16 protein-coding genes are annotated in these 17,383 nt (G+C 60.7%); 12 read left to right on the forward strand and 4 right to left on the reverse strand.

Going from position 1 to position 17,383, the window contains the following annotated elements; translation table 11 throughout:
• Positions 1-16: 16 nt before the first annotated feature.
• A complete protein-coding gene (locus tag ACSVIE_RS12520; protein ID WP_442424047.1) occupies positions 17-421 on the reverse strand; it encodes a YchJ family protein in 405 nt (134 codons plus the stop codon).
• 186 nt (positions 422-607) lie between these two features.
• On the opposite strand from ACSVIE_RS12520, the gene ACSVIE_RS12525 reads away from it, so the two are divergent.
• Entirely contained in the window at positions 608-1,699 is a 1,092-nt protein-coding gene (locus ACSVIE_RS12525) for a hypothetical protein (protein ID WP_442424048.1), read from the forward strand.
• 20 nt (positions 1,700-1,719) lie between these two features.
• Here ACSVIE_RS12525 and ACSVIE_RS12530 read toward each other — a convergent pair whose 3' ends face one another.
• Positions 1,720-2,211 carry a flavin reductase family protein gene (locus ACSVIE_RS12530; protein ID WP_442424049.1) on the reverse strand — a complete coding sequence of 164 codons (492 nt, stop codon included), beginning with the start codon at positions 2,209-2,211 and terminating at the stop codon, positions 1,720-1,722.
• A gap of 243 nt (positions 2,212-2,454) precedes the next feature.
• On the opposite strand from ACSVIE_RS12530, the gene ACSVIE_RS12535 reads away from it, so the two are divergent.
• The 5 genes from ACSVIE_RS12535 (at position 2,455) to ACSVIE_RS12555 (ending at position 6,794) form a co-directional block, all read left to right on the forward strand.
• The gene (locus ACSVIE_RS12535) at positions 2,455-3,489 is read left to right on the forward strand and encodes an aldo/keto reductase (protein WP_426004517.1); all 1,035 of its coding nucleotides are present in this window, start codon (positions 2,455-2,457) and stop codon (positions 3,487-3,489) included.
• A 108-nt stretch (positions 3,490-3,597) separates the two neighbouring features.
• Positions 3,598-4,701: a sulfite oxidase gene (locus ACSVIE_RS12540; protein ID WP_442424050.1), complete on the forward strand. Its 1,104-nt coding sequence runs from the start codon at positions 3,598-3,600 to the stop codon at positions 4,699-4,701.
• A 26-nt stretch (positions 4,702-4,727) separates the two neighbouring features.
• Positions 4,728-5,093 carry an RNA-binding S4 domain-containing protein gene (locus tag ACSVIE_RS12545; RefSeq protein WP_426004520.1) on the forward strand — a complete coding sequence of 122 codons (366 nt, stop codon included), beginning with the start codon at positions 4,728-4,730 and terminating at the stop codon, positions 5,091-5,093.
• Positions 5,094-5,194: 101 nt separating this feature from the next.
• Positions 5,195-5,851: a DUF6318 family protein gene (locus ACSVIE_RS12550; protein ID WP_442424051.1), complete on the forward strand. Its 657-nt coding sequence runs from the start codon at positions 5,195-5,197 to the stop codon at positions 5,849-5,851.
• Between the two features lie 49 nt (positions 5,852-5,900).
• The gene (locus tag ACSVIE_RS12555) at positions 5,901-6,794 is read left to right on the forward strand and encodes a hypothetical protein (protein ID WP_442424052.1); all 894 of its coding nucleotides are present in this window, start codon (positions 5,901-5,903) and stop codon (positions 6,792-6,794) included.
• Positions 6,795-7,062: 268 nt separating this feature from the next.
• Here ACSVIE_RS12555 and ACSVIE_RS12560 read toward each other — a convergent pair whose 3' ends face one another.
• Entirely contained in the window at positions 7,063-7,524 is a 462-nt protein-coding gene (locus ACSVIE_RS12560; RefSeq protein WP_426007613.1) for a DUF3817 domain-containing protein, read from the reverse strand.
• Positions 7,525-7,585: 61 nt separating this feature from the next.
• A complete protein-coding gene (locus ACSVIE_RS12565; RefSeq protein ID WP_426004525.1) occupies positions 7,586-8,194 on the reverse strand; it encodes a hypothetical protein in 609 nt (202 codons plus the stop codon).
• Between the two features lie 63 nt (positions 8,195-8,257).
• On the opposite strand from ACSVIE_RS12565, the gene ACSVIE_RS12570 reads away from it, so the two are divergent.
• From ACSVIE_RS12570 to ACSVIE_RS12595, 6 genes are all read left to right on the forward strand, one after another.
• Positions 8,258-9,514 carry a thermonuclease family protein gene (locus ACSVIE_RS12570; RefSeq protein WP_442424131.1) on the forward strand — a complete coding sequence of 419 codons (1,257 nt, stop codon included), beginning with the start codon at positions 8,258-8,260 and terminating at the stop codon, positions 9,512-9,514.
• A 94-nt stretch (positions 9,515-9,608) separates the two neighbouring features.
• Complete coding sequence (locus tag ACSVIE_RS12575; protein ID WP_442424053.1) at positions 9,609-11,105, forward strand: type I restriction-modification system subunit M; 1,497 nt, start codon at positions 9,609-9,611, stop codon at positions 11,103-11,105.
• A 68-nt stretch (positions 11,106-11,173) separates the two neighbouring features.
• On the forward strand, positions 11,174-12,277 hold the full coding sequence (locus ACSVIE_RS12580; RefSeq protein ID WP_442424054.1) for a restriction endonuclease subunit S: 1,104 nt from the start codon (positions 11,174-11,176) through the stop codon (positions 12,275-12,277).
• Positions 12,278-12,399: 122 nt separating this feature from the next.
• Positions 12,400-12,624, forward strand: a complete 225-nt coding sequence (locus ACSVIE_RS12585) for a helix-turn-helix domain-containing protein (protein ID WP_442424055.1) — start codon at positions 12,400-12,402, stop codon at positions 12,622-12,624.
• 23 nt (positions 12,625-12,647) lie between these two features.
• Positions 12,648-13,901 (forward strand): type II toxin-antitoxin system HipA family toxin, encoded by a 1,254-nt coding sequence (locus tag ACSVIE_RS12590; protein WP_442424056.1) that lies wholly within the window; start codon positions 12,648-12,650, stop codon positions 13,899-13,901.
• A gap of 90 nt (positions 13,902-13,991) precedes the next feature.
• Positions 13,992-17,381, forward strand: coding sequence for a DEAD/DEAH box helicase family protein (locus ACSVIE_RS12595; RefSeq protein ID WP_442424057.1), 3,390 nt, complete (start codon positions 13,992-13,994; stop codon positions 17,379-17,381).
• The last annotated feature ends 2 nt before the right edge of the window (positions 17,382-17,383 follow it).

Raw genomic sequence — 17,383 nt, forward strand, 5'->3', positions numbered from 1 at the left:
CCGTGGCCGGGGAAAGTCAGCGGACATCGCCATCCACATAGAACCACCGTTTGTTCTCCCGCACGAACCGGCTCAGTTCGCGCTGCACGCCGCGCTCCCCGTCCGCCCGGTAGTGCGCAGCGAACTCCACCGTTCCCGTTGCGTCGAGGGGTCCGCCGCCCTGCGTGGACACAACGTCCAGGCGACGCCACTCCATCTGCGCATCCAGGTCCATCGCGGCCGGGCGGGTGCTGGTGTGCCAGGTCCGGAGGAGGTACTCCGGATCCAGGACCACAAAGGCTGAGTACCGGGAACGCATGAGTTGCCCGGCGGTGGGGGCGTCGGCCTGGCCACGGTGGAAGCGGCCGCAGCAGTGGTCGTACTGCTCGTCGGAAAGGCAGGGGCAGGCGCCGTTGCGGAGTCGGCTGAGGTCAGGCGTCAATGTATACCTTTCCGGGGCAGTAAATGAGAGCTGGGCAACATATTTTCCCACGCGTTATAACAGCTTCGAAACAACCCCGCCTGAGGGTGGGGACGCGCGTGATTCCGTCGGTGCTGGCCCGTAGGCTAGAGATGCAAGCTGGGTGGGCAATGCGCGCATCACAAAACGACGGCCAGGGGAGGCTACGTGGAGGATCCGACAACACTCGCCATCAACCTGACGTACTTGGGCACACTGGGGATGGCCGTCCTCATGTTCCTGGGTCTCGGGTTGATCATCATCATCACTCTGGTGATAGCCGGAATCGGGCGACTGTTGTCAGTGGTACTCCTGGCCATGGTGGGCATCTTCCCCAAAAAGGACACCGTTGCGATCGTCCACTTGCCCCCGCGCCCACAGCACGTTCCCGCTCCGGCGGGTGCCGGCGTTGTGGACTCCGAACAAACCGTTGAGTCCCCGCTGGAAGACCTGGCCTACGAACCCGCCGGCTCCACACCCGCCCCCTCCCCTGCCCCTGAAACCGTCCCGGCAGCCGTTGCCCCGCCAAAGCGGGACCTCCTGGGGGATGTTCGACGCCGGCTCTCCGGGGCGTCTGCGGCCGTCAAGGGCGGCGGGTGGAAAGCCAAGGTGGACCCCCGCAACCTTCCCAAGCCGGCGCAGGTCAAAGACTGGGCCACCAACACCTCCAAGACTGTGGTGGAGACCCAAACCCAACACCACCCCTTGATTGTTGCGGCCAGCAAGGAGCCTCCTGTGCTCTCCAAGGATTGGGCCGACGCCGTTGCCCGGGCGGATGAACGCGCAGCCGCACGGGCCAAAGCGGAGCAGCCCCCGGCCATCAAGGTCACTGTCCGCGATTTCGACGAGCCCGGTTCCACCAACGGCACTCCGTCCGGCCCCAAGGCCCCTGACACTCCGTCTTCCAACAGCGCCAAGCCCGGCGGCAACGGAAAGCAGGGCACAGCTGCCGGCACGGGTACCCCGGCGAAAAAGCCAAGCGGAGCCAAGCAGCCCGCCGGCGCCTCCCAAGGCAACACCTCCAAGCCGGCCGGGGAGCCCAAGCCGGCCCGCGAACCTGCTGCGCCCGCAACCGGACAGGGCGCCGGCACCCAAGGGGCCGGACAGAGCACCGGCACCCAGGGCGCAAGCACCGGCACCCAGGGCGCAAGCACCGGCGCCCAGGGCGCAAAGAAACCGGGCCCGGCGCCTTCCAGGAATGGAAAGACACCGAGCCCGATTCGAAAAGGTTCCCTCAGCGGCGCCAGCCGCAACAACTAGCTGGATGGGGCGGGTAACCCCTAAGCGGCCAGCTGCCGGAAGGACGCCCCGTGGTAGATCAAAGGGTTGGACTCGCGGTTGATGGTGGTGGCCTTGACCTCGAGGACCACAATCGCGTGGTCCCCGGCGGGCGTCTCGGACACGATCTCGCATTCGAAACCCAGCACTGCGCCGTCGATCAGCACTGCACCTGAGTCGCTGACGCTCGTTGCGATCCCGGCAAAGCGGTCGCGGTTCTTCGACGACAACTGAAGGCACGCTGCCTCCTGGCCCTCGGCGAGCACGGATACACCCAGGCGGTTGGCCTGCCGCAGCTTGGGCCATGTTGTGGAGGAATTCTGGACGGCGAACATCACCAGCGGCGGCTCCAGTGAAACGCCGACGGTAAAGGATGACGCCACCAGGGCCTCCGGCGTGAAATCCACCATTGCACTGAAGGCAGCCACTCCGGACGGGAACTGGGCAAAGGCAGTCTTGATCGCCGCTGTTTCTTCCGCTGCAGTCTGTGTCATTCCGGTGTCCCCTTTGTGCGTGTCTGTGAACTCCTTTCCCATGATTCACGCGTTCCGGGGAAGCTCAATATTTGTTGATCCGGAAGACATTTGTGTTGCCGCATGTCAAGAAATATCGCGAACTAAGGCGCCTTGCGTTACTCCGCAAGACGAAAAGCGAAGAAGTTCTACCGCTTGCGTTTCTGCCCGCCACGGTCCTGTGTAGCCTCGGTTGGACATCCAGCCCCACCACAGGAAGCCGACATGAGCCTCAACGAGCTACGAACGCTTGGACGCACTGGCGCCCTGATCAGCCCGCTTACCCTGGGCACGCTGAACTTCGGCACCGGGACAGCTCCCACGGGACCGGCCGAAAGTATCCGCATCATCAAGGCCGCCCTCGACGCGGGGATCACCAGCGTCGACACCGCGGACATCTACTCACAGGGCGAAGCAGAAACCGTGGTGGGACAAGCAATCCACAGCAGGCGCGACGACGTCTTCCTGGCCACCAAGTTCCACGGCCAGATGGGTTCCAACCCCGCGCATGCAGGAAATTCACGACGCTGGATCGTCCGCGCCGTGGAGGACAGCCTGCGTCGACTGAACACGGACCGGATCGACTTGTACCAAGCGCACCGGCCCGATTACAACACCGACCTCCTCGAAACCATCACGGCCCTGAACGACCTGATCCGCCAAGGCAAGATCCTCTATTACGGCACCTCCGTCTTCAGCCCGGCCCAGCTGGTGGAGGCGCAGTGGATCGCCAACACCAACCACCTCACACCGCCTGTGGTTGACCAGGTTCCCTACTCCCTGCTGGTGCGCGCCAACGAACGTGACGTTTTCCCCATCACCCAGCAATACGGCGTCGGGGTTTTGAGCTACGGACCGCTCGACGGCGGCTGGCTCGCCGGCGGTTACCGCCTGGGTGCGGGTCAGCCCGAAAGCTCCCGTGCGGCAGCTGTTCCGGGGCGGTTCGATGTCACGGCGCCCTTCAACCAGGCCAAGCTGCACGCGGCTGACGCACTCGCGCAGCTCGCGTCCCGCCACGGCCTCACGCTCATTCAGTTGGCGGTGGCGTTTGCCATGAACCACCCGGCCGTCACCAGTGTGATCATTGGCCCGCGGACCGAAGACCACCTGACCGACTATCTCAAGGCCGCGGACGTAGCGCTGAGCGATGCTGTCCTGGATGAGATCGACGACATCGTGGCGCCGGCCATCAACTTCCTTGAGCGCGACGCCGGTACCGTGGCCCCGCACCTGGAGTACCCGGAGCTTCGACGCCGGTAGTCGCCTGGCCGCCGCAATGAGGTATTGACGACCACGGACCCCGGCGTGATCCTTGACCTAACAGCTGCAGGGACACCGCAGCTTCAGGTCAAGTAGAACGCCGCCGCCATGGTCAAGCCACGTGTTTCACAGAGCACCGCCAAAGAACCCGCCGCCGGTCAGCCCACGGATGGTCCGCTGACCCAGGAAGAACTCCTCCTGGCCGGCAGAAACCACTCGATGCCGCTGGAAGCCCTGGCGCACGACATCACACCCGCGGGACTCCACTACCTGCTGATCCACTTCGACATCCCGCAGGTACCTGTTGACCAGTGGCGGTTGCGCCTGGGCGGGGCAGTTTCCCACTCTCTTGAGTTGAGCCTCGCCGACATCAAGGCACGCCCGTCCGTGACCATGCCCGTCACCCTGGAGTGCGCCGGAAACGGCCGGGCACTTCTGCAGCCCCGTCCACTCAGCCAGCCTTGGCTTCAGGGCGCCGTGGGCACGGCGGAATGGACCGGAACGCCGCTGGCACCCCTGCTCGAGGAAGCCGGATTGGCGAGTGACGCCGTCGAACTTGTTTTTACCGGTGCCGACAGCGGCATCCAAGGTGGCGCCGAAGAGCCGTACGCGCGAAGCCTGAGCATCGACGAAGCCATGCACCCCGAGGTCATGCTGGTATATGCCATGAACGGGCAACCGCTGCCCCCGCAGCACGGTTTTCCACTGCGGTTGCTGGTCCCGGGGTGGTACGGCATGGCGAGCGTGAAGTGGTTGACGTCCATCGAGGCCGTGACCTCGCGGTTCATGGGATTCCAACAGGCTGTGGCGTATCACTACCTGCAAGGTCCGGATGGGCCCGGCCTGCCTGTATCGCACATCCGCGTCCGGTCGCTCATGGTGCCCCCGGGAATCCCGGACTTCTTCACCCGCCGGCGTGTGGTTGAAGCCGGTCCCGTCATGTTGCACGGCAAGGCGTGGTCCGGCCACGGCGAAATCGAGCGGGTCGAGGTGGGGATCGACGGCGAGTGGATGCCCGCCCAACTTGACGACCCCTTGGGCGACTTCGCCTGGCGGTCCTGGTCCGTGGTGTGGGTGGCCACGCCGGGCGATCACGTAGTGCGGTGCAGGGCCATGGATTCGTCGGGCGCCCTGCAGTCCACTGAGCAGGTGTGGAACTACCAGGGCATTGGGAACAACATGGCGCAGCGGGTTGAGGTGACGGTGCGGTAAAAGCCACGGCTAGACTCATCTGAATCATGAGTAGTTCTTCAAGCGTCCGCATCGACGCCTGGTTGTGGGCTGTCCGGGCCTACAAAACCAGGTCCCTCGCCACTGCCGCGTGCCGTGCCGGGCACATCCGCATCAATGGGAACCCTGTGAAGGCCTCGCAAACAGTGATCATCGGCGACACTGTTCGCATCCGCGAATCCGGCTGGGAACGCATCTACGAGGTCAGGCAGCTGATCGCGAAACGCGTGGGTGCCGAGGCCGCCTCCCACTGCTTCACCGACCACACTCCCCCGCGGCCCGTGATGCCCCAGCTTGGCCTCCCCCAGCGGGACCGCGGTGCCGGCCGGCCCACCAAGAAGGACCGGCGGGACATGGAGAAGCTGCGGGGGTAGCGGCCGGTTATTCACATGGGGCCGGTTCCCGCGTGATTCTTGTGATTCCCCCTGCCTAGACTGGCGGACATCACGTCTCAGCAGTCCTTGGGGAGTCTGTCATGCCACGCCGTTGTCCTTCCTTTTCTGTGCCTTCCTACCTCCTGGCTGCCGCCGTGGCGGGAGCTCTGCTTCTGGCCGGCTGCTCATCCGGCGGCGCTCCCTCCGGCACAACCACGACGACGGCGACCCCCACCGTGAGTGCGCCGGCCAGTCCTTCGGAAAGCCCATCGCCTGTCGGCTCGACCACGGGCGCGTACAAGCCTGCGGATGCAAAGGGCCGGGCCGAGAATGTGCCGGTGCCGGTGATGCCGGCGGCGGCGCGGGAGAACACGAAGGAGGGGTTGGAGGCGTTTATTCGGTATTGGTACGCGGTGAAGAGCTACGCGAACGAGACGGGAGACGTGCAGACTCTCAGGAGTCTGCACACATCAGAGTGCGGTGTCTGCACTCATATGGTCGAGCTAACCCTTGAGAGCTACGAGTCGGGGCGTTGGATATCCGGCGGCAAGTTAAGTACCGGCGCATTTCTGATCGAAGGCGAATCCCTCGTCCCCCATTCTCACGCCCGAATTCAAGTGATGCAGGACGAAATTCACTACTACAACGCAAATGGAAGTGAAGGACGGCCTTCAGACGCGGCGACCAATGACGTTTTCCTGGTGATCGCAGCTTTCGAAGGGGAGTGGAAGGTGACGCAGTCCGGTGTCCTACGTTGAGCGGTATCGCCTTCTTACCAGCATTGCCGGGCTGGTTATCTTGCTACTGGTGTTTCCGGCCACAGCAGTCGCGGGAGACAATCACGAAACTTGGGGCAGCCTCAACCAGTCGACAGGCAACGTCGACTTCGGGGCGATCTACAGGGTAGATCCTGTCACCGGCGCCTCGAAGTCCGTCCTTGGAGGACCCGGAACAGCCACCACCGAGGATCCGAATCAGTACATGGCGGACACTCACTGCCGGGCTGATGGTCCGGACACCGTGGACCCGGGCTGTTTGGCCCTGTCCTGCCCACCATCGGCCACCGGAGGCGCGGAAGGCACCCCGGTGATCTGGAAACAAGCACCCAAAGCCATCACCAATCCCGGCTGGACCGACTGGATCCCCGTCAGCGGCCCCACCTGCCTCTACACCGAAGAACCCGCAGACGTCCTGGCCGAGATCGCCGCACGGATCCTCACCGACTTCCAACACCTGCCCATCAACCCCGGCACCGTGGAAATCCAACCCTTCCCCCACACCCTCATCGGCGCACCCACCAACACCTACACCACCGCCACAACCCAGACCTTCAACACCACCATCCTCGGCCAAAACGTCCACCTGACCGCCACCCCCACCAGCCACACCTACACCTACGGCGACGGCACCACCCTCGGACCCACCCCCGACCCCGGCGCCCCACTGCCCGAAAAACACTGGCTCCAGGACAAAACCCGCACCAGCCACACCTACACCACCACCGGGAACTACCCCATCACCGTGACCACCACCTTCACCGGAACCTACTCCGTCAACAACGGCCCACCCCTACCCATCAACGGCACCCTCAACCTCACCACCCCACCCAAAACCATCCACGCCTGGAAAACAGAACGAGCCCTCGTCGCCGACACCTGCGAAGAAAACCCCACCTCATGGGGCTGCCCCCAAAACCGATAGACGACCGCTGACAAGGGCGCAGCAGAGCACTGGTTTTCCACATAAACCTACTGATCGGTTCAACGGACGAATGACCGCACATACTGTGGTTCTGTGATACCTCCCTCCGTCAAAAGGACGCATCAGACCATCGGGCAGAGTGGCGTGTCAGCAGCTTCGGCAGATTCTCTGGACGTGGTTTCTCCCCCTGAGCAAGTTTTCCGTCAGGAACCTCAACAGGGCGACACTAACAAGACAAGATCCGCGCTTCGGCCCGGAAAACAGTGATTTAGGAGAACCAGGTGTCCGGCGGGCCCATGAACAGCAGGAAACTGAAGACGGCAGCGACGCCGGCCAGCACAACAACCACAGCAAGAATCGGATTACCGAGCACCCAGGCCTGCGCCTTTTCCAGGGCTCCCTGGGGCTTTTCGCCACCAGCAGCGAGCCGCCACCCGCCGTCGAGCATTCCACGGCGGTCCAGTGACTTCTCGACCGGAATGGTTGCGTACGGAATAACCGCGGACACAACCGCGAGGACACCAACCGGGGCAGACCATTTTTGGTTGATCCAGGTGAAGACGGCCGTGGCGGCGTAGCACAGGAAGACGAAGCCATGAATGCCGCCGGCGATGCTGACACCGATATCGGTGGTCCTGGTGACGTACTTAAGGAACAGCCCGATCAGCAGCAACGTCCAGGTCACGGCTTCGGCGAAGGCTACGGTACGGAACAGGGCGCGCGGCTGCATGGAAATCCTCGTCTGGGAATTGATTGTCACGTCCAAAGTTACCGTGGACGTGAAGGGTCGCTCATTTAACGGTGGGCAGCGACTGGGCGTTCCTGATGCGTGAATCACCAAATTCGAGGGGCAAGGGAGCGATTTCCACGGACGGTTCGTGGCGGGTCCGCGTTTTGCCGATGGCCACATGGGGAATCCAACGCGGCGAACGGTAACCCAAGGCCCGGGAGCTGAGGATGAAGTCGTCGATGTTGTCCAAGCCAAGTTGGTCCAGCAGCACATGGAGGCCTTGAACCAGAAGGGACTGATAATCGTGGACGGCCTGGGGCACTCCCACTTCCAAGGCAGCCACGCGTCCGCCGCCAAGAGAGACGAGCATGCTCGACTTGCCAAGGAACCCTTCCAGAACCGGCAGCGCATGAAGCCACGCCACGATTTCCGCCCTGACCTCTTCGGCCTTCGCCCTGCCGCTGGTCCAGGAAACGATGTCGCCTACCAGATCGTCCAGTATCCCTACATGGAGCAGCGTCATGTGGAGGCCTGCCGGTTTCCGAAGCGATTCGACGTACATTCCGAGCCTTTCGAAGTCCTCCGTCCCGCTTCCCACACGCAGAACCGGCACCTCCACCGTGATCCGGGACGCGTGAGCCGTACCTTCGACCGGGTCATGACCTGTCATGGTTGCATTATGCGCCGGGCTGCAGGGGTGCGTGAATGCGTGTTGGCGTAGGGCTTGAAACAAATGAAGAAATCCACCCAAAACTTGCAGTTTCAAGTACTCTGGGCATTCATCACTCGAACCGATCGCAAAATAGGGGGACTATTTGCGTACTTACCCACCGGCGGCCACAAGACTGTGGAGCTCTTTGCCCTCCCTGAAAAACGGGAGTCGCAGCTCGTGAAAAAATTGATTATTGGCGCCAGCACTGCGGCTGCTGTTGTCGCTGTGTCCTTGGTTACGGCCGCCGCGGCCAATGCTGACTCAGGCACAGTAGTCCGAGTCGTTGATGGAGACACGGTTGTGGTCTCCATCAACAACATCGACCAAACAATCCGCCTGCTTAACGTAAACACTCCTGAGACCAAAGACCCCAACAAGCCAACGGAATGCCTTGGCCCGGAAGCTACTGACTATCTAAAGGAAGCGCTTCCGGCAGGCAGCAAGGTTCGTCTGGAGTTCGATGTAGAACGCCACGACAGGTACGGTCGCACGCTCGCGGGTGTGTTCAATTCGAGCAATCAGCTGGTAAATGCCGAGATTGCAAGAAGGGGGCTTGGCGTCCCTATGGTGGTTGGCGAGAATCGGAAATTCCTACCTCCAGTGGAAGCGGCACACCAGGAGGCACAAAATTCGAAGAACGGGCTGTTCGCCGAGTCCATCGAATGCACGCTACCAGCTCAATTGGCCGCGGCCGAAGAGGCTCTAACCGCGGTGGAAAACGCCGCGCCAGCAACAACATCCGCCGCAGCAGAGACATCTGCAGTTGCGATTGGCGCTGCATTGGTAACGGCTAAGGCCGTCCGGGATCTGCTCTCGGCGGCACGGGACGCGGAAAACACGATTGTTTGGGCCGCCTATTCTTCAAGTGAGGCCGCGTCCAGACTTTCGGCTCTCTCCACGCGGATTACGACCAGCGACAACAAGCTGATCCAGGTAAAGGAACAACAAAAGACACTGGCAGCGGCGGAGAAGAAGGCTGAAGAGGAACGACAGGCGGCGGCTGCTCGGGCTGAGGCGGAGAGGAAGGCGGCCGAAGAGGCTGCTGCCGCCGCAAAGAAGGCTGCAGATGATGCTGCTGCCGCTGAACAAGCCCGCGCTGCTGCAGCGGCCGCCGAGGCAGAACGTGTCAGAAACCTGCCAGCACCGGCCCCGTATGTACCTCCCGCCCAGCAATATGTAGCGCCCGCTCCTGCGCCTGCCGTTCCGGCTAACCCCTACGCCGGGTATAACGGTCCGCGTTGCTACGCCCCGGGTGGCAAGACTTGGCGACCCTGCTGATACCTGCGGCAGGTAGGCCTGGCACCGCGAACGCCGCGGTGCCAGGCCTTGCAAGTGGAGTCAGCTTCACCGCGAACGCACTAAACTCGCATGAGTGATCACAGGTGAAATCAAGTCCCAAGTAGACAAGGTCTGGAATACGTTCTGGAGCGGTGGCATCTCGAATCCGCTGGAGGTCATCGAACAGATCACATATCTCCTGTTTCTCAAGCGACTCGACGAAAATCACACTCGCGCGGAGAAGAAAGCCAACCTCTTCGGCGAGCCCATAGAGAACGCTGTCTTCCCCGAAGGCCTGGATCCCCTCGGCCGTCCTTACTCGGACCTCCGATGGTCCAAGTTCAAGGACTTCGGACAAACGGAGATGTTCACCGTCTTCCAGCAGAACATCTTCCCGTTTCTCCGCACCGAACTGACCAAACAGTCGAACGGTGAAGACTCCACCTACAGCCATCACATGAAGGATGCCCAGTTCAAGATTCCGAACGCAGGAGTTTTGAAGCAGGTTGTGGACATCATCGACGGCATCAAGATGGACGGCCGCGACACCAAGGGCGACCTCTACGAGTACATGCTTTCCAAGCTGGCCTCGGCCGGAACCAACGGCCAGTTCAGGACTCCCCGTCACATCATCGATCTCATGGTCGCGATGACGGCTCCTCAACCGCTCGAGGCTATCTGCGACCCTGCGGCCGGCACCTGTGGCTTCCTCGTCCAGGCAGGCGAATACCTCCGCAATAACAACGCCAATCTCCTCACCAACGACGAGACCAGCAAGTTCTTCCACCACGACCAGTTCCACGGCTTCGACTTCGACTCCACCATGCTCCGCATCGGTTCCATGAACATGCTCCTGCACGGTGTTGAGAACCCCGATGTCTCCTACCGCGACTCGCTCGCCGACCTGCATTCAACTGAGGAAGAAAAGTACAACGTCATCCTCGCCAACCCGCCGTTTGCAGGCAGCTTGGATTACGAGAATGTGGCCAAGGACCTCCTCAACGTCGTCAAGACAAAGAAAACGGAACTCCTGTTCTTGGCGCTCTTCATCAAGCTCCTTAAGCCAGGCGGGCGGGCAGCTGTCATCGTTCCCGACGGCGTCCTATTCGGCTCGACGGGCGCACACAAGTCCCTCCGCAAGACATTGGTCGAAGGCCACAAGCTCGACGCCGTCGTTAAACTCCCGTCCGGCGTGTTCAAGCCGTACGCCGGTGTTTCCACCGCCATCCTCTTCTTCACGAAGACCAACTCAGGAGGCACGGACAACGTCTGGTTCTACGACGTAAAGTCCGACGGCTTCAGCCTCGACGACAAGCGCACGCCCCTCGGTTCTTCCGACCTGGAGGACGTCCTCTCGCGTTGGAATCAGCGCACGACGGCGGAACTCGAGCGGGCGCGCACGGACCAGTCATTCTGCGTCCCGCTTTCGGAAATTGCAGCGAACGACTACGACCTTTCGCTGAACCGCTACAAGGAGATCGAGTACGAAGAGGTCGAGCACTCAGCGCCCGAGGAAATCATGGCTGCACTCGACGGGCTTGAGGCTGAAATCACCCAGGGCATGAACGAGCTTCGGGAGCTGCTGAAGTGAGGACTACAAGGCTGAGCAACATACTAAGCGAGTTCAAGGCGGTTCCACCTCCGGGTTCCAATCCGGAAGTGTTGACGCTCACAGAGCGCAATGGCTTCGTGAGGCAGGCTGATCGCTTCAACAAGCGGTTGGCAACAGACGACGTCAGTAGCTACAAGCACATCAAACGCGATGACTTCGCCTTCAACCCCTATCTCCTTTGGGCCGGTGCTATAGCCCGGAATCGGAGCTTCGACAGTGGCGTCATTTCACCCCTTTACCCAACATTTCGTGCCTCGCCAGGGCACTGCCCCGGGTACGTGGAGCGGCTCGTCTTGAGTGAAACGTTGATAAGCGCCTACGACAAAATTGCTTATGGCTCAGTGCCGAGGCGTCGGAGATCTTCAGTCAAGGACTTTCTCAATCTCGAGGTGCCCACGCCGCCTACGTTGCGTGAACAGGAACGGATTGCGGCGATTTTGGACAGGGCCGACGAGCTCAGCGCCAAGCGCCGCCAAGCCATCGCCCACCTCGACGCCCTCACCCAGTCGATCTTCCACTCCATGTTCGGCCAGCCCGCCGATTCCTGGCCGCAAATGACAGTCGAAGAGGTGGCGGACCCACAAAAGGGAGCCATCCGAACTGGTCCCTTCGGCAGCCAGCTCCTCACAAGCGAATTCACCGAACACGGAGTCGCCGTACTAGGCATCGACAACGCCGTCACCAATAGATTTGCTTGGGGTCAGAGACGCTACATCTCTGAAGAGAAATACCGAAAACTCGAGCGTTACCGTGTCTGGCCGGGTGACTTGCTTATCACAATCATGGGAACTCTCGGCAGGTGTGCCGTCGTGCCGTCAGACATACCGCGGGCAATCAACACCAAGCATCTGTGCTGCGTCACCGTGAACGAAAAACTGATCGTTTCGGAATGGTTGCACGCCCACTTTCTTCAATCAAACGAGGCCCGCATGTATCTGCGGCAGACAACTAAGGGCGCCATTATGGGCGGGCTAAATATGGGCATTGTGAAGAAAATGCCTGTCCGGGTCCCCCCGATCGAACTGCAGCGTGTCTTCGCAACCCGCGTTGCCGCCGTCGAGCGTTTGAAGGAAACCCACCAGAAGCACCTGGCCAAACTTGATGCGCTCTTTGCATCCCTGCAAAGCCGCGCGTTCAAGGGTGAGCTTTAGTCGCCGCAGGGACTCACAGGAATTTGCCGAACGGATAACCCCTGTTGCCGTACGGCAACAAATGCTAAAGTCGGCGTACGGCGACATTATGGGAAGTTGCCGTACGGCGACAGGAGCATCCAGTGAGGACAGTCCGCGAGGCCGGACCCCTGATCCGGGAACTCAGGGAAGAACGGGGCTGGTCGCAGGTTGAGCTGGCACAGCGAGCGAATGTCTCGAGAACCTTCGTGATCGACCTCGAGTCCGGCAAGGCAACAGTGGAGACGTCCAAGTTCATGGACGTCTTTCAGGCTTTGGGATTCGAACTTGCCATCCGTGACAGCGAGACGGGCGATGTCCGGTGGTGAATGGCCGCGCTCTCGATGTGTTCATGGATGGAACTCTTTGTGGTCGTGTCGAGCAGTCTTCAACAGGGAACCTGACATTTCACTACGATTCCGAGTACCGCGCGGCCCCACACTCAACGCCGCTATCGCTGTCCATGCCGCTGGCGGCAGCTACACACAAGAAGCGGACTGTCCTTCCCTTCCTGCAGGGCCTGCTTCCTGACAGCGAAGGAGCCCTGCAGACCATCGCCAGACGGTTTCGGGTTTCGCCATCGAACCCCTTCGCGATCCTTGAACATATCGGTGCGGACGTGGCTGGCGCGCTGCAATTTCTGCCGTCGGGCACGACATCACCTGACGGCGCGCGCTTGAGGAGATCGGTAGCGCCCGTCTCGGAATCCGATGTAGCCGACATGTTGGACCACGTGGTGACAGAGTACGAGGACGGCACCCCGTACGACGATGCTGCAGGACGCTTCAGCCTCGCGGGAGCGCAGCCAAAAATCGCCCTTCACCAACTTCCGGACGGAACATGGGGTGTCCCCGAAGATGCGACGCCAACGACGCACATACTAAAGCCGGCAGCAGGGAGTTTCAGTCGCCTGGACGTCGTAGAACAACTGACCATGCGGGCAGCAGCTTTACTGGGCCTGGAGGTGGCGAGCTCTGAACTCATACGCATTGGTGACTGGGACGTGTTCGTGACACGACGGTATGACCGTTACTTGCTGGACGGAACCTGGCGGCGTGTTCATCAAGAAGACCTCTGCCAGGCGCTAAGCGTTTCACCAGCAAAGAAGTATCAGCATCGCGACGGCGGCCCCGGCGTCAGCGATATGGCTGCGCTCATTCGGTCGTTTCCCTTTGAAGCAGATCGTAGAGCGGGAGGGGAAGCCCTGTACCGGGCCTTCGTCTTCAACACGGTAGCTGGTTGCACTGACGCCCACGCCAAGAACTACTCGGTGCTCCTGAAGAGCAGCTCCGTGCATCTGGCACCCCTGTATGACCTTGCCACATATGCACCGTACTGGGATGGGGAATCGGGAATCGACCTGGCCATGAGCGTGAGGGGAGAGTACCGGCTGCAGAAAATAAGCAGGCAAGCGCTTATCTCTACTGGCACGCAATTCGGGGTGGCAAGAGATGCTGCCGAGAGCATCGTTGAGCATTACTGCGGGCAGATGGTTGAAGCCTTCGATGCCGCCAAAGAAGAACTACAAAAGCACATGGGACCTCTTCCGGGCATCGCAGACCACGTAACTGAAAAGATACGCAGGATCCCATTGGTCCAGTCATGAGGCTTGAAATAGCGGCAAACTGTCACTCCCCCATGGTTGACTAATTCCAGACCATCGAATTCAGGGATCGGAGACGGCTGCATGGGGGCAGTGACCAGCAATTTTGGCTTCATGCTGGGCGGATGGCCGGAGCTGGCGCAGCAAGCCCGTCGAGCCGAGCAGTTCGCCCGGATCGATCCCCGCGCGTCGGTGTTCTACTCCCGCTACACCATCGAGCGCATCGTTGAGTGGCTGTACCAGGTGGAGCCGGGGCTGGTCCTCCCCTACAAGGACGACCTCAATGCGCTTTTGAACGCGCCAACGTTCAAGAATCTGGTGGGCGCCGCCATAGCCAACAAACTCACCATCATCCGAAAAGCAGGCAACAACGCGGTCCACAACTCCGTTGCGCCAACTGCCCAAGGAGCGGAATTGGTGCTCCGTGAGCTGCACCATGTCTGTTATTGGCTGGCAAGGAACTACGCCAAAACCGGAAGCCAACTGCCGCCGTCGTTGGCGTTCGATGCGAGCCTCCTCGCCCCGGCGCCGAAGACGCCGGTCCCGCAGCAGTCGCCCGAAGCGCTTCAAGAGCTGGAGGGCAAACTCAAGGCCAAAGACGAGGCCCTTGCACAGGCAGCAGTGGACTCAGCGGAGCTAAAGGCCAAGCTTGAAGCCTTGCAAGCCGAGGTTGCAGCGGCCAAGAAGCAGAACCAGGCAGTCCCGGACCACCATGACTATGACGAGGCCCTCACCCGCAGGCACCTTATCGATCTGGAACTCAATGAGGCAGGCTGGCCCCTCAGTAGCAGCGAGGACCGCGAGTTCAAGGTGGACACCATGCCAACCGCCGGCGGCACGCTCACTGGCATTGGGTACGTCGACTACGTGCTGTGGGGTGCAGACGGAGTGCCGCTTGCCGTCGTCGAAGCAAAACGGACCACGAAGGATCCGCACGTCGGCAAGCAGCAAGCCAAGCTGTACGCCGATTGCCTGGAACGGCGGTTCGGTCGCCGACCAATCATTTACTACACCTCCGGGTACGAGACCTGGATATGGGATGACAGCACGTATCCAGAGCGTGCGGTGCAGGGTTTCCACACCCGGGACCAATTGCAACTGCTCATAAACCGCCGGCAGACGCGAAAGCCACTTGCAGAACAGCAGATCGACAACTCGATCGTTGAACGCCCCTATCAGCACAACGCCATCAGAGCCGTCACTGAGGCCTACGAGCAGGACTGCGAGCGGAAAGCGCTGGTAGTCATGGCTACGGGCACCGGCAAGACCCGTACCGTCGTCGCTCTTGCCAAACTGCTGCAGGAAGCCAATTGGGCCAAACGTGTGCTTTTCCTTGCCGACCGAGTCGCCCTGGTAAAGCAGGCAGCCAATGCTTTCAAGACCCACTTGCCGGGATCCGGTCCCGTCATCCTGGGTTCCGGGGACGAGGCGGACAGCCGCATCCACGTTGCCACATACCCCACCATGATGAACCTCATCAACAGAACCGAAGGGAAGCTAGGGCAGCGGGCCTTCGGCGTCGGCCACTACGATCTCATCATTGTCGATGAGGCTCACCGGTCCGTTTACCAAAAGTACCGGGCAATTTTCCAGTACTTCGACTCCTTACTGATCGGGCTGACAGCAACACCCCAGTCAGAGGTAGACCGGAACACGTACAGTCTCTTCGGCATCGAGGACAACGTCCCCACCTTCGCCTACGAACTCAACGAGGCCATCGACGCCGGATATTTGGTGCCACCGCGTGTGGTACCCGTACCGCTGAAGTTTCCTGAGCAGGGCATCACCTATGAAGACCTTCCCGAGGCCGAGAAGGAGCAGTGGGACGAGCTCGAATGGGACGAGGACGGCGAGATTCCGGACTACGTGGATTCGACCGTCATCAATACGTGGCTGTTCAACACGGACACGGTGGACAAAGCTCTGGAAGTCCTCATGACCCGCGGCCATAAGGTGGCTGGCGGAGATCGTTTGGGGAAAACGATCATCTTTGCCAAGAACAACCGGCACGCGGATTTCATCGCTGAACGCTTCGATAAGAACTATCCGGCTTACAAGGGCCACTTCGCCCGGGTCATCACGTACCAAGTCAACTACGCCCAGAATCTCATCGATGATTTTTCGCGCACAGACAGCAACCCGCACATTGCCATATCGGTGGACATGCTCGACACCGGTGTGGATGTGCCGGACGTCGTCAACCTGGTCTTCTTCAAGATGGTCAGGTCCAAGACCAAGTTCTGGCAGATGGTGGGCCGCGGTACGCGTCTCCGTCCGGAACTGTACGGACCAGGCGAGGATAAGAAGGACTTCTTCATCTTCGATCTCTGCAGGAATGCCGAGTTTTTCAATGCGGGAATGCCCAGCAACGAAGGGTCCTTGGGGAAGTCACTCGCGGAAATTACCTTTGCGGCGCGCACGCAGCTCCTGCAGACATTCACTGACCTTCAGTGGGATCCACAGGCGCCTGTCGTAGCCGATCTCCGGCAGACGTTGAAACACACGGTTGATCGCCTCCCCAGCGACAACTTCCTCGTAAAGCCAGCCCGCAAATGGGTGGACAGGTTCGCCGAGGAAGGGGTGTGGACTTCCCTGAAGGCAGAGGACTTCGAAGCCTTGAAAACCGAGATCGCCAGACTTGCTTCCATTGGGGCACCCCCTGATACAGAAGAGGCGAAACGCTTCGACTATCTTTTGCTCCAGGCAGAGTTGGCATCCTTGCAGAAGTCGTCGTTTGGTCCGCTCAAGACGAAGATCCAAGCAGTCGCAGCCGCCCTTCAGGATCAACAGAACATCCCCGCCATTGCTGCTCAATTGCCTCTGATCGAAACCATCCTCAACGACGAGGAATGGGAGTCCGTCTCCTTGGAGTGGCTGGAAGAAGTTCGCAACAGGCTCCGCGGATTGGTTCACCTCATTGAGAAGCGGAAACGCAAGGTGGTGTACACGAACTTCCAGGACGAGCTCGGTGAGCTTGAAGAAGTTGAGCTGGTGGGGGCCGCAAATGGATTCGTGGACCTGCCCCGATACAGGGAAAAGATCCGTTCCTACCTGGCGCAGTATCAGGAGCACGCAACCATCCAGCGGCTCCGGCGCAACAAGCAGCTCACAACCTTGGACCTCGTGGAGCTTGAGCGGATTCTTCTCGAAAGCGGCTTGGGTACGCCTGAAGATTTGAATCGGGCCGCAAACGATGGGCTCGGCCTCTTCGTGCGTTCCCTTGTTGGTCTGGATCGCGAAGCGGTCGAGGAGGCGTTGTCAGAGTTTGTGGCCGAAACCACCCTCACAGCTCAGCAGTTACATTTCCTCCAGGTACTGACGAACCACCTCGTGGAAAACGGAAAGGTCAACCCGAAGGCCCTGTTCGACTCGCCATACAACGAGCTGGCGCCATCCGGCCCCGATGTGTTGTTCGGCGACGAGAAAATCGGACAGCTGATCAGCATCCTCCGATCCATCGAAAGTCATGCAAGGGTCAGTTGAGC

It is taken from the genome of Paenarthrobacter sp. NCHU4564 (genome assembly GCF_052156435.1).
Lineage (GTDB): Bacteria > Actinomycetota > Actinomycetes > Actinomycetales > Micrococcaceae > Arthrobacter.